At 49.2% G+C, this 16,588-nt stretch carries 14 protein-coding genes; 11 read left to right on the top strand and 3 right to left on the bottom strand.

What is annotated here, in order from left to right:
* Positions 1-51: 51 nt before the first annotated feature.
* On the bottom strand, positions 52-447 hold the full coding sequence (locus GRF59_RS17965; RefSeq protein ID WP_160499052.1) for a TIGR04086 family membrane protein: 396 nt from the start codon (positions 445-447) through the stop codon (positions 52-54).
* A gap of 177 nt (positions 448-624) precedes the next feature.
* On the opposite strand from GRF59_RS17965, the gene GRF59_RS17960 reads away from it, so the two are divergent.
* Positions 625-1,479, top strand: coding sequence for a YetF domain-containing protein (locus tag GRF59_RS17960; RefSeq protein WP_160499051.1), 855 nt, complete (start codon positions 625-627; stop codon positions 1,477-1,479).
* 10 nt (positions 1,480-1,489) lie between these two features.
* Here GRF59_RS17960 and spoVB read toward each other — a convergent pair whose 3' ends face one another.
* Positions 1,490-3,046 (bottom strand): stage V sporulation protein B, encoded by a 1,557-nt coding sequence (gene spoVB, locus GRF59_RS17955; protein WP_237391905.1) that lies wholly within the window; start codon positions 3,044-3,046, stop codon positions 1,490-1,492.
* A gap of 288 nt (positions 3,047-3,334) precedes the next feature.
* Here spoVB and GRF59_RS17950 point away from each other — a divergent pair, with 288 nt between their 5' ends.
* From GRF59_RS17950 to GRF59_RS17905, 10 genes are all read left to right on the top strand, one after another.
* Positions 3,335-3,577 carry a post-transcriptional regulator gene (locus tag GRF59_RS17950; protein ID WP_160499147.1) on the top strand — a complete coding sequence of 81 codons (243 nt, stop codon included), beginning with the start codon at positions 3,335-3,337 and terminating at the stop codon, positions 3,575-3,577.
* Between the two features lie 142 nt (positions 3,578-3,719).
* Positions 3,720-4,997, top strand: coding sequence for a protein translocase subunit SecD (gene secD, locus GRF59_RS17945; RefSeq protein ID WP_160499049.1), 1,278 nt, complete (start codon positions 3,720-3,722; stop codon positions 4,995-4,997).
* On the top strand, positions 4,987-5,892 hold the full coding sequence (gene secF, locus GRF59_RS17940; protein ID WP_160499048.1) for a protein translocase subunit SecF: 906 nt from the start codon (positions 4,987-4,989) through the stop codon (positions 5,890-5,892). Before secD ends, secF begins: the two co-directional genes overlap by 11 nt.
* 185 nt (positions 5,893-6,077) lie before the next feature.
* Positions 6,078-7,034 (top strand): cation diffusion facilitator family transporter, encoded by a 957-nt coding sequence (locus tag GRF59_RS17935; RefSeq protein WP_160499047.1) that lies wholly within the window; start codon positions 6,078-6,080, stop codon positions 7,032-7,034.
* A gap of 51 nt (positions 7,035-7,085) precedes the next feature.
* Positions 7,086-9,488: a single-stranded-DNA-specific exonuclease RecJ gene (recJ, locus tag GRF59_RS17930; RefSeq protein WP_160499046.1), complete on the top strand. Its 2,403-nt coding sequence runs from the start codon at positions 7,086-7,088 to the stop codon at positions 9,486-9,488.
* Between the two features lie 40 nt (positions 9,489-9,528).
* Positions 9,529-10,047 (top strand): adenine phosphoribosyltransferase, encoded by a 519-nt coding sequence (locus GRF59_RS17925; RefSeq protein ID WP_160499045.1) that lies wholly within the window; start codon positions 9,529-9,531, stop codon positions 10,045-10,047.
* Positions 10,048-10,359: 312 nt separating this feature from the next.
* Positions 10,360-11,637, top strand: a complete 1,278-nt coding sequence (locus GRF59_RS17920; RefSeq protein WP_160499044.1) for an ABC transporter substrate-binding protein — start codon at positions 10,360-10,362, stop codon at positions 11,635-11,637.
* A gap of 131 nt (positions 11,638-11,768) precedes the next feature.
* Positions 11,769-12,623 carry a carbohydrate ABC transporter permease gene (locus GRF59_RS17915; protein WP_237391868.1) on the top strand — a complete coding sequence of 285 codons (855 nt, stop codon included), beginning with the start codon at positions 11,769-11,771 and terminating at the stop codon, positions 12,621-12,623.
* A complete protein-coding gene (locus tag GRF59_RS17910) occupies positions 12,623-13,468 on the top strand; it encodes a carbohydrate ABC transporter permease (RefSeq protein WP_160499042.1) in 846 nt (281 codons plus the stop codon). The genes GRF59_RS17915 and GRF59_RS17910 overlap by 1 nt, the downstream gene beginning before the upstream one ends.
* Before the next feature lie 100 nt (positions 13,469-13,568).
* A complete protein-coding gene (locus GRF59_RS17905; protein ID WP_160499041.1) occupies positions 13,569-15,101 on the top strand; it encodes a DUF4127 family protein in 1,533 nt (510 codons plus the stop codon).
* A gap of 85 nt (positions 15,102-15,186) precedes the next feature.
* Here the strand turns inward: GRF59_RS17905 and uraA are convergent, their stop codons facing one another.
* Positions 15,187-16,491 (bottom strand): uracil permease, encoded by a 1,305-nt coding sequence (gene uraA / locus GRF59_RS17900; RefSeq protein WP_160499040.1) that lies wholly within the window; start codon positions 16,489-16,491, stop codon positions 15,187-15,189.
* Between the last annotated feature and the right edge of the window lie 97 nt (positions 16,492-16,588).

The following is a 16,588-nucleotide window of genomic DNA, read 5'->3' as shown; positions in this document are numbered from 1 at the left end:
TCTTGTAAGAATCACGTGAAATCAGTTTAACACATTTTAAGAGAAGAGACTCTATAAATTATTTCTAATATTCACCCCGAACATGCCCCCGATGGCAGCGGATGCAAATACGGTTCCCAAGAGCAGCAAATCGCCTATGCGGAGGGAGCTGTCCAGCGCGAGAAAACCTATAACTATGATTAGAAGGCCGTATAAAATACCGGTAAGCCCCCCATGATACCAGCCCTTTTTCCCCGAGCGTTTTCCCGCTACCATTCCACCGAATACGGCTGCAATCGCATGAACCACATAAATATAGTGCGATAAGCTCTGCTCTTTCATACCGCTGGACCACAGCAAGAGTGAGAGGATTAGCGCGCCAAGCATCATCCAAAAAAAGGAATAATACAGCCCGGAAAGAATTGGATTTCCGATTCGAAAAGAAAGTACGCGCCGGATCATGTGCATAAAAAGAACCCCCTTAATATTCCATAAGTTATTGTAAATCTATGTCCAAGCTATCCCGGGTAGTACAAGTTTTCCAATAATTAATCGGTACGGAAGTGCATGGGGAAACTGGGTATCGGTCAAAATAGACAGCGAAAGTTGCTCGTGAAAAATGGCGTTAAAAGGAGTGTTTGGCATATGGCATCTCATATCCTGATCCCCGTTTTTCGTACCGTACTCATGTATTTCGTCATCTATTTCACACTCAGAATTATGGGGAAACGTGAAATCGGGAAGTTGTCCATCTTTGATCTGGTCATTTCCATCATGATTGCAGAAATTGGCGTTTTTGTGCTGGAAGACATCAAGCGTCCCATCTATGATGGTTTATTTCCAATGGCTACCTTGGTCATTATTCAGATCACCATCGCTTTTATCAGCCTGAAGAGCCGGAAAGCTCGCCTGCTTTTTGAAGGTAAGCCAAGCATATTAGTCTCAGGCGGCAAGGTGCACAGGGCTGAAATGAAGAAGCAGCGTTATAACCTGGATGATCTGCTGCTGCAGCTTCGCGGACAAAATATTGAAAATATTGCGGATGTGGAATTTGCGATTCTGGAGACATCCGGACAGTTGACCGTAATTCCTAAATCGCAGTCCAATGATCAATCGGGTCAACAGCAAAGCGTAAAGAGCTCTTTGCAGCAGCATCAAAATTCTCCTTCACAGCGTCAGCCGATCACCCAGCCAGGGCTCAAGTCGAAGGGGGACATTCGGTCTTCAGACAGTCAAGGACAGGATGAACCGGGTGGGTCCGCATCTGCAGCCTCCAAGCCTAATAAGAAAATTTTGGTTCCGTCCGGTAAATTCAGCTACGGCGTACTTCCCGTTCCATTGATCATGGATGGAAAGGTGCAGGATGACAATTTGCAAAGACTGAAGAAAAACCGGTTCTGGCTTAAAAATCAAATTCAGGAGCAAGGCGTCAAAGAATTCAAAGATGTTTTCTTATGTTCCATCGATCATAAAGGCAAGGTGTATGTGGATCGGAAATAAGCCGAGCCTGTTAAGCTGCCGGATTTTTCGGTTCAGGGGAGGATGCAAACCATTTGCCGATAAGAGGCATTCTTTTCATGTCACGGCGAGAAACAAGTTTTGCAGAGAAAACAACGATCAGGAAACCGGCAGTGCCGATAAACAGAGCTGCGAAAAACTGAATCCAGCTGGATTGATGAAAAGGCAGATGACGAAAAGCGTAGGTGGTAACGGCTGCCATGATGAGCATTGCGCAAAGCAGCTTCAGCATATCCAGCAGCTTGAAACGGTAAGCTAACATGCGGCTGACGCTGTATCCGTGAAGGAACGTAACGATGATACTGTTGATAATAATCGCGATAATCGCTCCATATATGCCGTATTCGGGCTGGGAAGACAGATACCAGATCAGTGACAGCTTGATGATCGCGCCAACCAGAGTGTTGAATAGGGCTCTGCCGGGACGATCCAATGCCTGCAGTGTTGCCTGCAGCGGAGCCTGTACATACAGAAATAGCGCAAAAGGGGCGAGCATGCGCAGCATTCCCGAGATGTCTGTGTTGTTGTAGAGCAGCTGGCACAGCGGTTCGGCTAGAACATACATAATCACGGAGAAAGGGGCACCAGTCACGAGCGCAAGGCGTATAGTCTGGTTCAGCCGCTTATGGATCGTAAGACGGTCTTTACGCGCCGCAGCTTCAGATAACGAAGGAACCAGAGACACCGCGAGCGAAGAAGTCAGAGCGCCGGGCAGCAGCAGCACGGGGATAATCATGCCTTGCAGCGCGCCGTATTGTGCTGTGGCTACAGAAGTCACGATGCCCGCGATGGCCAAGCTTTGGGCGGTAATGATCGATTCAAACAAATAAGAGAAGGACCCTACAAGTTTACCGGCTGTAACCGGAACGGTGATTCCCATCAAACGCGGGAATAATCCGCGGCTTGCAGCTTCGTGACGGGCGCCCTTCTCTATTCTCGCAGTGCGAGATTGATCCCTGCGGAATTGCCATAACAGCGCCAGCAGGCCTACGAACTCCCCTGCCATGACCCCCAGCATGGCCCCCGCCGCTGCAAAAGCAATCCCCTTAGGCAGCAGCAAATACGAAAACCATAATGTGCATACGATTCTGGCAAATGTCTCCATAATGGAAGAAGCGGCGGAGGGAATCATGTTCTGCTTGCCTTGAAAATACCCCCTATACACGGATGAAACGGCTACAATGACAAGCATAGGGCTCATGCTCACAAAGGTGTAATATACCCGCGAATCTGTCAGGATGCTGCGCGTGACCCAAGGAGCGAGCCAAAGCGAGAGCGCCATGAACAGAATGCCGAGACCAACCGTTAGCATGAGACTGACACGAAGGACAAATCTTGAATTCTGCGGTTTGTTCTCCGTTTCGGCTTCGGATACGAGCTTGGCCACGGCTAGCGGAATTCCCCCCGTAATCAAGGTAACCAGTACCAGAAAAAAGGGATATCCCAGCTGGTAAATTCCGACACCCTCAGCTCCAATGATCCGGGGCAGGGCGATCCGCGGAATAAAGCCTAAAATCCGATTGATGATTCCGGCCGCAAGCAATATCATCGTACCTTGAATAAACGTCTGTTTCGTGGATGTCTGCTTATTAGGCGTTAGCTTGTTCAAATGTCCACTCCCTCTTCCGTGTCGAAGCTCTGTTGCGGCAGTAATTGTGACAGACCTTTTGTATATATGGATATGCTCTACTCGTCCATTCATACCACGACTTTTTACACAAGAAGCTTCGGGCAAAAGAAGGAATGGGAACCGCTTGGGTCGAATGTAGTTTATGAACGCTAAACTTGTTATCAGACATCAGGCAGAGAGGAGGCTACGCATGTGAGCCCGGAGAATATGAGCGAAAGCGAGATGGACGCTACCATTGAGGCTTTGTGCCGAAGCAAGGCGGAGGAATTCAGACTCGTGGGGTACGAACATGTCACGAGCAAAGACGTTTGGAACTGCGTCAGCAGCAAATACGAGAAGGAAGGGATTCCTCCGCTGTACAAGCTGGTAAACGATATTCTCTCTCTAAAGGTGTTGACGTTTATGAACTTTATGACAATATCTGCATATAAAGGTTCCTCTTTCGATTAAGGGAGAGGAACCTTTTCTGGTAAGCTTGTAGAGGGGGAAAAGCTAGCTAAAATATAGAAACGACATATATTGATAAATTGACTGCATTTTGACGCATGGCTATAATAGGAATATTGAGAACGAAAGGGGAACTAGGAACGGCATGAAAAGACTTGCTACTTTTATTATCGTCGTGCTCGTTGCGGTGGGAGTCATGGCCTGGTCCACGCCGGGATTGCTTGACAGCGTCCGGTTAGGCCTTGATCTTAAGGGAGGCTTTGAAATATTATATGAAGCTTCTCCGCTCGAACAGGGACAAAAAGTTACAAAGCAGTCCCTCACACGTACGGCAGAAAGTCTGGAAAAGCGCGCCAATGCGCTAGGTACCAGCGAACCTGAGGTAACCACGGAGGGCACAAACCGGATTCGCCTCAAAATCGCGGGAGTGACGAACGAAAAAGAAGTCAGAGAGAAAATGAAGGAACCTGCTTCGCTGACTTTCCGCAGCGCGGACGGCTGTAAAGCGCCTGCTGCAGACTCGTCAAATCCGGATAAAGATAAATATTGTAAGGTGGAGCTCGTCGGCAGTGATTTTGTCGAGAACGGGGCTTCCGTCGGTTATGACCAACTGAATCGTCCTGTTATTGATATCAAAGTGAAAGACAAGAAGAAATTCGCCGATGTTACGAAACGGCTGATCGGTCAGCCTCTGGCTATTTTCCTGGACGAAACCATGCTGTCTGATCCAACGGTTCAAGCCGAATTGACGGATGGTAAAGCACAGATTTCTGGCGGTTATTCCCTGGATGAAGCCAAGAAAATCAGCGATACCATCAACCTGGGTGCCCTTCCGCTCAAACTGACGGAGAAATACTCCCAGAGCGTAGGCGCGACACTCGGTAAACAATCGCTGGACAAGACCATACAGGCCGGTATTATCGGCTCCATTGTGATTTTGATCTTCATGATTGCGATGTACCGTTTGCCGGGCATTATTGCAAGCTTTGGCCTTATCGTTCATACCTGGCTGTTGATTCTGGTATTCGTATGGGCGGATTTCACCCTGACCCTGCCGGGCGTAGCCGCGTTTATTCTCGGTATCGGTATGGCGGTCGACGCGAATATTATTACCAATGAACGGATCCGGGAAGAAATTCGCAATGGCAGAAGCGTCATGTCTTCAGTTAAAGCGGGTAACAAATCTTCCTTGCGCACCATTCTGGATTCGAATATTACGACCATTATTGTCGGTGCGGTTATGTTCGCTTTTGGTACAGGCGCCGTTAAAGGCTTCGCGCTCGTACTGATCGTGGAAATCGTACTGAGCATTCTGACCAACGTGTATTTCACCCACTACCTGCTTAGCCTGCTGGTCAAGGCTGGCCTGCTTAAAAAACCGAAGCAGTTCGGGGTAAAGGAGAGTGAAATCAATGCACTTTAAAAAGGAATTTAACTTCGTGAAGATGAGCAAAGCTGCCTTTATATTCTCGATCGTGATTACGATTGCGGGTATCATCGCGCTTGCCGCTTTCGGTTTGAACTATAGCGTTGATTTCCGTGCAGGCTCGAACGTGGACGTGAAGCTTTCCCATAACGTAACGAAAGCCGAAGTGCAGCCACTGCTCGATGAGATCGGAATCGGCAAGGATGCTACCGTTTCTCCAGGTGACAACCGCGTGAACATTCGTTTCACGAAAGTATTATCACCGGAACAGGATGACCAGCTCAAAACATCTATTCAAAAGCTGGACAAGACAGCTTCCTTCGAAATCAACACCGTAGATACGGAAATGGCGAAGGAGCTCGGACGGAATGCGATTTACTCCGTGCTCATCTCTTGTATCGGGATCATCATATACGTAAGTATCCGTTTTGAATGGCGCTTTGCATTGGCGGCGATCATCGCGCTGCTGCACGACGCATTTATGGTCGTGGCGATCTTCTCGATCTTCCGTCTGGAAGTCAGCCTGACCTTCATCGTCGCGGTGCTGACCATTATCGGTTACTCGATCAACGATACGATCGTTATCTTTGACCGGATACGTGAAAACCTGCGTTTCGGCAAGCAGAAGACACGCGAGGATTTGGCGAATCTGCTCAATCACAGCGTCAATCAAATGCTGATGCGTTCCTTGTATACCGCATTTACGGTATTCATTGCAGCATTCTTCCTGTTCCTCTTCGGAGGAGAGTCGATCAAGATGTTCTCGCTCGCGATGGTGATCGGACTTATCTTCGGTGCGTATTCTTCGATCTTTATTGCAAGCCCACTGTGGCTGTTCCTTAAGTACAAGCAGAAACCGAAAGGGAAAGCGGTCAAGCCTTCCAAAGCGTAACATAAAGCAGTACGGGTGAAAGCCGCGTCTAATGCGACGCGGCTTTCATTCTGATAATGAACCTTCCAGGTGTTGACTCATCCATGGCTCATTCATCTCGAAGAAGCGGATGTCTTCCATTCAGGAATGACATCCATTCCACAGAAAAGAATCGGCATGTTGGGACTGCCGGAGAGGAGGCAAACATGAGCATACAACGTTCACATTCTTCCGATACCGTCAGCTGGACGGGGATGATCGGAGATTTATCGCTCGCCGTGTTTAAGGGCGCAGTAGGTTATTTCTCCGGAAGCAAGGCCTTGCTGGGCGATGCCTTGTATTCCGCCTCCGATGCTGTCTCTGCACTGAACCGGCTCATTCCGAGGCGCCCGTCCGTGAAAGGATGGGGGACAAGCAAGCAGCCGAGCCGTGCACACCGAACCGAGCCGATCTTCGCGATCCTGTTCGCGGTGCTGGTGTTAATGGGGGGACTGCAAATTGCGGTTGCTTCCATTCGGGAAATTGCATTGGGCAAGATTCATGTACCGGATCAATTTGCAATGATTGCCATCTTCGTATCTTTGGCGGTCAAAGAAGCTATATTTCAGTTTCAGTACCGCTATTCGAAAAAACAGGGAGACGGTCAGTACACGGTTTACGCTGAAGAGCACCGTTTCAGTCTGTACACATCATTAACCGTATGCGTCGGGGTGTTCTTATCCGTGGCAGGCGATTCCCTCGGGTGGAAGGCCATGATGTACATGGATCCGATTTCTGCCTTGATAGTTGCTTGTTTTGTAACCCGAAAAGGGTATCTGCTGATTACGAAATCTGTGTACGGCTCATTGGTTCAGGAAGCAGAGCAGGAGGATGCGATCAGCTTCATTGAGACCGTTCAACGGGTGCATGGAATTATAACCGTCGATGATTTAAAAGCTAGAGAGCAGGGGCATTATGTCACGGTTGATCTTAAAATCAGCGTCAATCCTCGGATTACCGTGCTTGAAGCGAATGAGATCGCCGAACGGGCCAAAAAACTGCTGATGCACCGCTTCGTGCATATCAGTGACGTGAATATTCAAGTCGTTCCTTATGATCCCGGTTATCCGTATAAATCCAATCATCAGCTGACGGATAATGAAATGCCGACACTGCTTCAATAATCATCCATGGGATATTACTCATGATAGGCAGGGAAAGAAAGGTGAACACGATTGTTTGAATCAAAATATACTTGGCAAGCCCCGAAAGGAAACGAAGAGACGGCCCGTAATTTGGCGGAGGAGCTCTCTGTTTCTTCTTTGACCGCTTCGTTGCTGGCCTCAAGAGGGATCAGCAATGCCGAAGAAGCAGGTATGTTTCTGAATGGGAATCTAGAGGCTTTGCATGATCCCTATTTGCTGCTGGGTATGGAGAAAGCAGTACCCCGCATCCGGCAGGCGATTGAAAATGAGGAGCATATCCTGATCTACGGAGATTACGATGCGGATGGTGTTTCCAGCACTTCATTAATGATTTATTTTATGCGCCATTTGGGTGCTTCCTATGATATCTACATTCCACACCGCTCCAATGAAGGCTACGGATTGCATAATCACGCGCTGGATTGGGCGCATCAGCAGGGAGTCAGCCTGGTCATTACGGTAGATACCGGCATCAGCGCAGTCGAACAGATCGCGTATGCCAATTCTTTGGGGCTGGATGTTATTGTCACAGACCACCATGAGCCGCCTGAGATGCTCCCGGATGCTTATGCTCTGATCAATCCGAAGCAACCCGGATGTCCTTATCCCTTCAAGGGCTTGGCTGGAGTTGGGGTAGCTTATAAATTGGCGCAGGCTGTGCTGAAGGATCCGCCGGTGGAATGGACGGAAATCGTAGCCATCGGAACCATTGCTGACTTGATGCCTTTGACCGGAGAAAACCGCATTTTGGTCAGCCGCGGCCTCGAATGCATGCGTCACACAGCATTTCCGGGTATTCAGGCATTAATGGAGGTAAGCGGGATTAAGATGGGAACGGTAACATCCATCAATGTCGCTTTTGGCATGGCTCCAAGAATCAATGCCAGTGGTCGACTGGATCATGCCGGTTCGGCGGTAGCACTGCTGACCACGGAGGATTTGGATGAGGCTCAGAAGCTATCCCATGCGCTGGATGAGCTGAATAAGGAACGGCAACAGGTTGTGGAAGCCATTGTCGAGGAAGCTTTAATCCAGCTCCAATGCAAAATGACTGATGGAGCCGTTCCGGATGTCATCGTCATTGCAGGTGAAGGCTGGAATGTGGGCGTAGTCGGCATTGTGGCTTCGAAAATTCTGGAACGGTATTACCGTCCGGTTATCATCCTTGGCATCGATCCGGCAACGGGCATGTGCAAAGGGTCCGCAAGATCGATTCCAGGACTGGATATTTTCGAAGCGCTGACTTCCTGCAAAGAGCTGATGGATCATTACGGCGGTCATCCGTCGGCAGCAGGCATGAGTCTAAACCGTGAGCAGTTGCCGGCATTTGAGGAAGCTCTCAATCGTTTCGCCGCGCAGGTCATGTCGGAAGAGGACTACATACCCGTTACTTCGACGGACGGGGAGTGGATATTGTCCGATGTACCGCTTGCTGTGATTGACGAGATGGAGATGCTGGCTCCTTTTGGAATGTCCAATCCGGTTCCCAAGCTTGTCTTTCGGGACACACAGCTCGTAGAGCTGCGAAAAATGGGGAAGGAAGGCAAACATTTGAAGCTCGTGGTCCGTCAGGGAGAAGCGCGGATTGAAGCTGTTGCCTTTGGCCGGGGAGAATTGGCTGGTCTGCTGGAACCTGGCATGACGCTAGATATTCTCGGGGAAATTTCCGTCAATGAGTGGAACGGTTCGAGAAAGCCGCAGTTGATGCTGCAGGATATGAAGATCACGGGCCCGCAGGTATTTGATTTACGTGGTTGCAAGGAGCCCTGGGGAGAAATACAGCGGATGGTTGATACCGTTGCTCCGCATATGCGGCTGGACTACAGGCATATCGCAGCCGTGTTCAATCCGAGTCTTGAAAGTTCCCCCAAAATGCATTTGAATGATTGCACCCTTTGGGTATATGATAAGAAGGCTGGAATTTCGGCATTTAACGATGCGGCGAATATGTATGGCAAAGATCAAATCACGACTTTATTTATGGTTCATGTGCCGGATTCTGCGGAACAGCTGGATGCGCTGCTCGCTTCGTTCAAGAATCTCTCGAATGTGTTCCTTCTCCATGCAGGCCGCAGCAAGGGAGAGCAATTGACGATACCGAGTCGCGATCAGTTTAAATTGCTGTATGTTTTATTGATGCGCATGGCTGCAGAGCCAATCAGGGAGCAGGAGGCACTTGCCAGACTTAGCCAGCAATCTTCCTCATCCTTGCGGATGGTTACTATGATGATGGATGTATTTGAAGAGCTTTCGTTTATTGAGCGACGCGACGGGGATATTGTGGTGATTCCTAAACCGCCGAAGCGTGAGCTCAGCAGTTCCATGCATTTTACGAATTTGGGCAGTTTGGCCGAAATGGAACAGCATTTGGTGTATGCAGGCACTCCGCAGTGCACGAGCTGGATCATATCCCGATGGGAAGGCGTCAGCTAAACGCATGACCGTTTTGTATAATTTTTAGGAGGAGATTATGTTGGATTATAAAGAGTACATTCGGGTGATACCTGATTTTCCGCAGCCGGGTATCAGCTTTAAAGATATTACGACTTTGCTTCAGAACGGGGAAATGTACAAAAATGCCATCAATGAGCTTAAGAAGATGGTTTCTGCTCTGAAGATTGATGTCATTGCCGGTCCGGAGGCACGCGGATTTGTGGTAGGAGCTCCTCTTGCTTATGCGCTTGGCGTTGGTTTCGCACCGATCCGCAAAAGCGGAAAGCTGCCTTACGAAACCATCGAGGTTGGATACGACCTGGAGTATGGTAAGGATCGTCTTGCGATGCATACGGATGCCATCCAAAAGGGGCAGAATGTCCTGATTGCGGACGATTTGCTGGCGACGGGAGGAACGATCTCCACCTCGGTCGATCTGGTTCAACAACTTGGCGGCAATGTGGTAGGAGCGGCTTTTCTGATTGAGCTGTCTGCCTTGAATGGTCGTGCTAAACTGCCAGGCGTTGAAGTATTCTCCCTGATGACATACGAAGATTAATAGGAATTGTCATAAAACGGGAAGTTCCGTTTCCCGGGAAATAAAACACTTTTGGGTCCATTCAGACCTGAAGGTGTTTTTTTATTTGTCTTTTTCGTATATTGAAATTCACTATTCCGAAAACCGGCAGGAAATGAAATGAAAAAGGAGGAAAATTCCACGTTAGATAATAAAATAGAAAAATAACTTTTTTATTCATTTCAAATTTGCTATAATTTCCCTTGAAAGCGGTTTAAAAGTGGAAAAATCCGTTTTATGGAACCGCAGCCGTTGGATAAATCTTTTAATAATCATGTAAAGGGAGCCGAGAAAATGAAAAAGAGCAAAAAGGGAATCGTAATCACGTTATTGTCTGTTTTAATGCTGTCCTTCATGTTAAGCGCCTGCGGGGGAGAGAAATCAGATTCTGCAAAAAGCAGCAAAGCCGGTCCCGTCAAGCTTGAATTTTGGACGATTTCACTTCAGCCAACCTTTACCGATTATTTCAACAAGCTGATTGCGGACTATGAGAAAACCCATGAGGGAGTGACCGTTGAGTGGAAGGACTATCCATATGATGCGGTGACCAACAAGCTTTTGACCAGCATTGCCAGCGGCAGCAGCCCGGATGTCGTTAACCTGAATACGGAATTTGCCAGTCAAATGGGTTCCAAGGGAGCGGTTGTGGATCTGAACCAGTTTCTGACTGATGAGCAGAAGCAGTCTTATTTTGACGGGATTTTCAATTCAACGGTGATCGACGGTAAGGCTTATGCATTGCCATGGTACACCGGGACCGAGGTTCTGTTCATGAATACCAAAATCGTCAAGGAAGCCGGTCTTGATCCAGCCAATCCGCCGAAATCACAGGATGAACTTGTGGCATGGGCGAAGCAGATCAAGGAAAAAACGGGAAAAACGGGCTACTCGACGCAGTGGGTATCGAATCTGTTTCCGAAAGAGGGAATCAAGATTTTGAATGACGATAAGACGGCTGCAGCTTTTAATACGCCGGAAACGAAAGCCATTCTGGAAAATACGAAAAAGAAAATTGCGGACGGCGTCATTATGAAAGAGGATGTTCCTTTTACCAAGCAAATCCAATATTACTCCAGCGAACAGGTTGCTTTTGAAATCGCGGGACCCACGTTCATCAACTTCCTGAAAACGTCCGCGCCTGATGTATATAAGAATACAATTGCGGTTCCAATGCCTACAAGCAAAGCCGATGTGCGTTTGTCCAATAGCATGGACGTGGTGGTCCCTGCCAAGTCCAAGCATCAGAAGGAAGCGGTGGAGTTTGCAGCCTTTATTACGAATGCGGATAATCAAACGGCCTTTTCCAAAGCGGCCAACACTCTGCCATCCACGAAAGATTCGATCAAGGATCCGTTCTTTACCCAATCGGACAATACGCTGGAATCACAGGCTAAGATCGCTTCTGCCAACAGTTTGGATAAAGCGGTCGATTATATGGTGGGCGTGCCTAATGCATCGGATATCAATGCTGCCATTGCCAGAGGCCTGCAGAAGATTATGTTGAATGACGCAGACCTCCAATCCACGCTTGACGCGATGGAGCAGGAAGTCAACCAGGTTGTGAAAAAGTAGCTTGCGCTCTTTGAGACCAAGCGGGAGTGCGATTGCATCGATAATCAGATCCTGCGGCTGCGTTTCCCCGTTGCAGGATCCTCGAATAGGACGGTGAGCAGAGCATGAAGAGATGGAGATGGTCAGAATCCATGACAGCTTGGGCTTTTATGGCACCTGGCCTCGCTCTCATTGCCGTGTTTGTGTTTTGGCCGATCATCTACGGGATTCCACTATCTTTTACCGATTATTCCGTTATTTCCGAGACGCACTACATTGGCTTTGATAACTTCGTCACGGCATTTCATGATAAGAACTTCTTAATATCCTTATGGAATTCGCTTCTGTATGTCATCATTGTGCCGATCATCCAGATCTTTTCGATCCTGATGGCTATATTGGTCAACGGCAAAATTCCCGGAGTGAAAATATTTCGGACAGCATATTACATTCCTGTCGTGACGTCCATGGTGGCCGTCGCCCTGATCTGGAGTTGGCTGCTCAGCAGCAATGGGGTCGTGAATTTTTTCTTGCTCAAGCTCGGTTTGATCAACGAACAGATCGCCTGGCTGTCGACGAGCAGTACAGCCTTGTTCGTTCTGATGTTCATTACGATGTGGAAGGGACTCGGCTACTACATGATGCTGTATCTGGCAGGTCTGCAGGGCATTCCTTCGGACTTATACGAAGCAGCCCGAGTGGATGGTGCCAGCCGCTGGCGCGTGATATGGAGCATTACGATTCCGCTGCTGCGGCCGCACATCCTGTTTTGCACTTTGATCTCGCTGATGGGAGCCATTCGAGTCTTCGACGAGGTCTATATCTTGACGAAGGGCGGCCCGGGCACCTCAACTCTGACCTCCAGCGTGTATATTTTTCAAAAGGGCCTGGAGCAGTTTAATTTCGGTTACGCCTCGGCGCTGGGGCTGATCGTCAGCATCCTTATTGGTATCCTCAGCGTGCTGGTATTCCGGTTTAATCAGAAAGGCGGTGTCAATCCATATTGATGACAGCGACCCATCGATCCCGAAAAATGGCTGCAGGCATTCGGCTGACGATCGGCTATGTGCTGCTGCTGGCCCTGGCCCTGTTTATGATGGGACCGTTCTTGTGGCTGCTCAGCGTGTCGCTGATGCCAGGCAAAAACGTGTTCGCTAATCCGCCGGCCATTCTCCCGACGTTTATTGATTTCGACAACTACGTTAAAGTATGGCAGTTTATGAATTTTCCAAAATATATCTATAATACGGTGGTTATCACGGTTATGGGTGTGGTTTTTAACGTCATTCTGGCTGCGTTGACGGCATATCCGCTGGCGACTTTCCGGTTCAAAGGACGAAATCTGGTATTCACGCTGCTGATCGCGACGATGATCATTCCCTCTTCCACAGCCATGATCGTGCATTACTTAACCATTCAGTGGCTGCATCTGACGGGCTCCTTTCTGGGCGTGGTGCTGCCGTCTGCCGTATCCGTATTTAACATCTTCCTAATGCGCCAGACCTTCCTCGGTATACCGCCAGATGTCCGGGACTCGGGCAAAATGGATGGGGCATCGGAATTTAGGATATGGTGGCAACTCGTGCTCCCGCTCGTAAAGCCGGCCATAGCCGTCATTTCGCTGCTTGAAATGATGTCCTTCTGGAATAATTTTCTGTGGCCGATTGTCGTGCTGGACGACCCGCAAAAGTATCCGCTTGCCGCAGCGCTGACCTTTTTGAACGGGCAATTCTCCTATAACTTCGGCTGGATCGCCGCGGGTACGATGATTTCGGTGCTGCCGATTATTATCGTGTTCCTGTTCACCCAACGCTACTATATGGAGGGCATCGCAGGGGCGGTAAAAGGATAATGCCCTAACAGCCGCATACATGGTGATAGACAGCCCAAGCGGTCGCAATGAACAAGTTTATAACGAATTTAAGCATGTTTAAAAAGGAGAGCTGACAACGATGGGGAAGCTGGGGAAAATCGCTTTCGTTCCGCTCGATGAGAGGCCGTGCAATTACGAATTTCCTTATCTGCTTGCGCAGGGGACGGAAATAGAACTGGTGCGACCGCCGATAGAGATGATGGGCCTTAAAAAGAGGCCTGGCGATACGCACAAACTGTGGAGCTGGCTGGAGGAACAGGCGGCGGATGCGGACGGGGCAATCATTGCGCTCGATACATTACTGTACGGCGGCATTATCCCGTCGAGGCTGCACAGTATGGAGCATTCGCAAGTGGCCGAGCGTCTTCAGAAACTTCGGAGCTTGAAAGAACGGAATCCGAACCTCAAAATCTTTGCTTTTCAGCTCATTATGCGATGCCCGCAATATTCGATTGCGGATGAGGAACCGGATTACTATGCCGATTGGGGCCGGGAGATTTTCCGGCAAGGGTATATCGGCCACAAGCGGGAGCTGGGGATTGCATCCGCGGAAGATTTAGAGGAACTGGAAGAGATCGGGCGAAGGCTTCCGTCTGAAATCATGGATGACTACATGCTTCGCAGATCCGTCAATATTGATGTCATTCAAGATGTGCTCGGATGGGTCACCGAAGGTTGGATTGATTTTATGATTTTCCCGCAGGATGATTCGGCACCGTTTGGCCATACGGCCAAGGATCAGCAAAGGGTGAGGGCCATGATATCTGAACTTGATCTTGAGCTGAAAACTTATATGTATCCAGGGGCGGACGAAGCAGGCTGCACGCTTTTAGCCCGCATGATCAATGACGGAAAGGGCAGGATTCCGCTGGTCTATCCGCGGATGGCTGCGGTGCAGGGACCGTTTGTAACCCCGCTATACGAGGATCGCTTTTTCTATGAGAGCCTGAAATATCAAATCCTGGCCGCAGGGGGGCTGATCGCAGCTTCGGCGGAAGAGGCAGATCTCGTTCTGCTGGTGAACACGCCGGGCGAGACCATGATGGAAGCTGATTCACAGGAGCATCCGTTTTTGAGCTATGATGTGTACCGCAATATCATCGAGCTGGTGGAGTATGGGAACTACACGCTGGTCCATAAAGGGAAACCGGTAGCCGTTGCCGATGTTGGATACGCCAACGGTGCAGACCGGAAGCTCGTAAAGCTGCTGAAGCAAAAAGAGATGCTGTTTGAGCTTGCCGGATACGCCGGCTGGAATACCAGCTCGAACTCCCTGGGAACCGTGATAGCCCAATCCATGTTATATTTGCATTATGGCAGGACGGCGCAGCACTTGGATTTCCTTTCGTTGCGTTACGCCGAGGATCTCTGTTATTGTTCGGTTGTCCGCATGGGACTGAATCAAGGCGAGGTTGAAGCCATGGGGTTCAGCAAATTTGAGCTGGATGGCCGGCGGGGAGAGGTTTCCCGTTTGGTGAAGCAGCAGATTGCCGAAGAACTGGATAAACGGATTAACGGTCCTCAAGGGCAAGTTGAAATTACGGATTGCTATATGCCGTGGAACCGGACTTTTGAGGTGGGTCTCAGTGTACGGTATCATTCATCAACATAATCGCTTGCAGCAGAAGTTGTTCATAAAAAAAGAGCCGGCAGCGCTCCCTGACAGGGGCTTGTCCGGCTCTTTATTTGATTTGAGATCAGTCAGGAATTTTTTCGACGAGCTCATCGTTCTTTTCGTTGGAGAGCCCGAGCACCTCGATCAGTTTGAAGAACAGGCTCAGCACCATACCGACGATCGTGGCCAGCGCCATACCTTTCAAATGCACGTTGCCTAAATCGAGCTGCACGCCGCTGATACCTACGACGAGAATGATCGTGGCCAGGATCATATTGGTCGCTTTCGAGAAATCGACCTTCTGCTCAACGAATATCCGCAGACCCGATGCGGCAATGACGCCGAACAATAGCAGGGATACGCCGCCCATGACCGGAACCGGAATGTTCGAGATAATGGAGGAGAAGGTGCCCGAGAAGGATAATATGATGGCGATAACAGCCGCTCCGCCGATCACGAACACGGAGTATACCTTGGTAAGCGCCATGACGCCGATATTTTCACCATAGGTCGTGTTTGGTGTCGATCCGACGAACCCGGAAATAATGGTTGAAATACCATTGCCCAGCAGCGAGCGGTTCAGGCCGGGATCTTTGGAGAGATCCTTGCCGACAATGTTGCTGGTGACAAGCAAATGCCCGATATGTTCGACAATAACGACGAGGGATACGGGAATGATGGTTAGAATGGCGTTCAAGTCAAATTTAGGAGTCGTTATGGTTGGTACAGTCAAGAAATGAGCACTTGCTATAGCTCCCTTATCAATCATGCCCGGCATAAAGTAAGCGATCACGTATCCAGTCACGATCCCGATGAGGATGTGAATGATTTTCGGGAAACCCCGGAAAAGAACGGCTCCGATCACGGTTACGCCAAGCGTGGTCATCGAGAGAATGACCGCATTGGGATTAAACCAATCTGCGGAAGCGCCATCCTGCGGGATGATACCGGCCATACCGGCCGCGGTAGGTACGAGTTCGAGCCCGATCGTTGCTACGATGGCACCCATGGCTGCCGGAGGGAATACGACGTCGATCCATTTGGTTCCTGCATATTGTACGGTGAGCCCGATGGCGATGAAGATAACGCCGGTAACGATGAAGGCTCCGAGAGCAAGAGGGTAATTGTCCGTATTATCAAGCAGAACCATTTGCACGGGGGCAATGAAGGCGAAACTTGAACCGAGATATGCGGGGATTTTTCCGCGACAAATGAGAATGTAGATAAGTGTTCCGATTCCGTTCATGAGCAAAATCATTCCAGGGTCTACATGGAACAAGTTAGGCACCAGCACCGTACTGCCGAACATGGCGAACAGATGCTGCAGGCTGAGAAGGAACCCCGGACCTAGCGGAAGCCTTTCATTTACTTGAATTTCGCGTTGCAATGAGCTCACTCCCAAATCGAATATTTTTCGTATCGAAAATTGCATTCAATCTAGATTAGCCAAGAAACCGACATTTTTCAATCATTTTTTTAATAAA

This window comes from Paenibacillus dendrobii (genome assembly GCF_009807035.1).
Taxonomy (GTDB): domain Bacteria; phylum Bacillota; class Bacilli; order Paenibacillales; family Paenibacillaceae; genus Paenibacillus_AQ; species Paenibacillus_AQ dendrobii.
The sequence above is the reverse complement of the archived record's forward strand: the minus strand, read 5'-3'. Positions and strand labels throughout refer to the sequence as shown.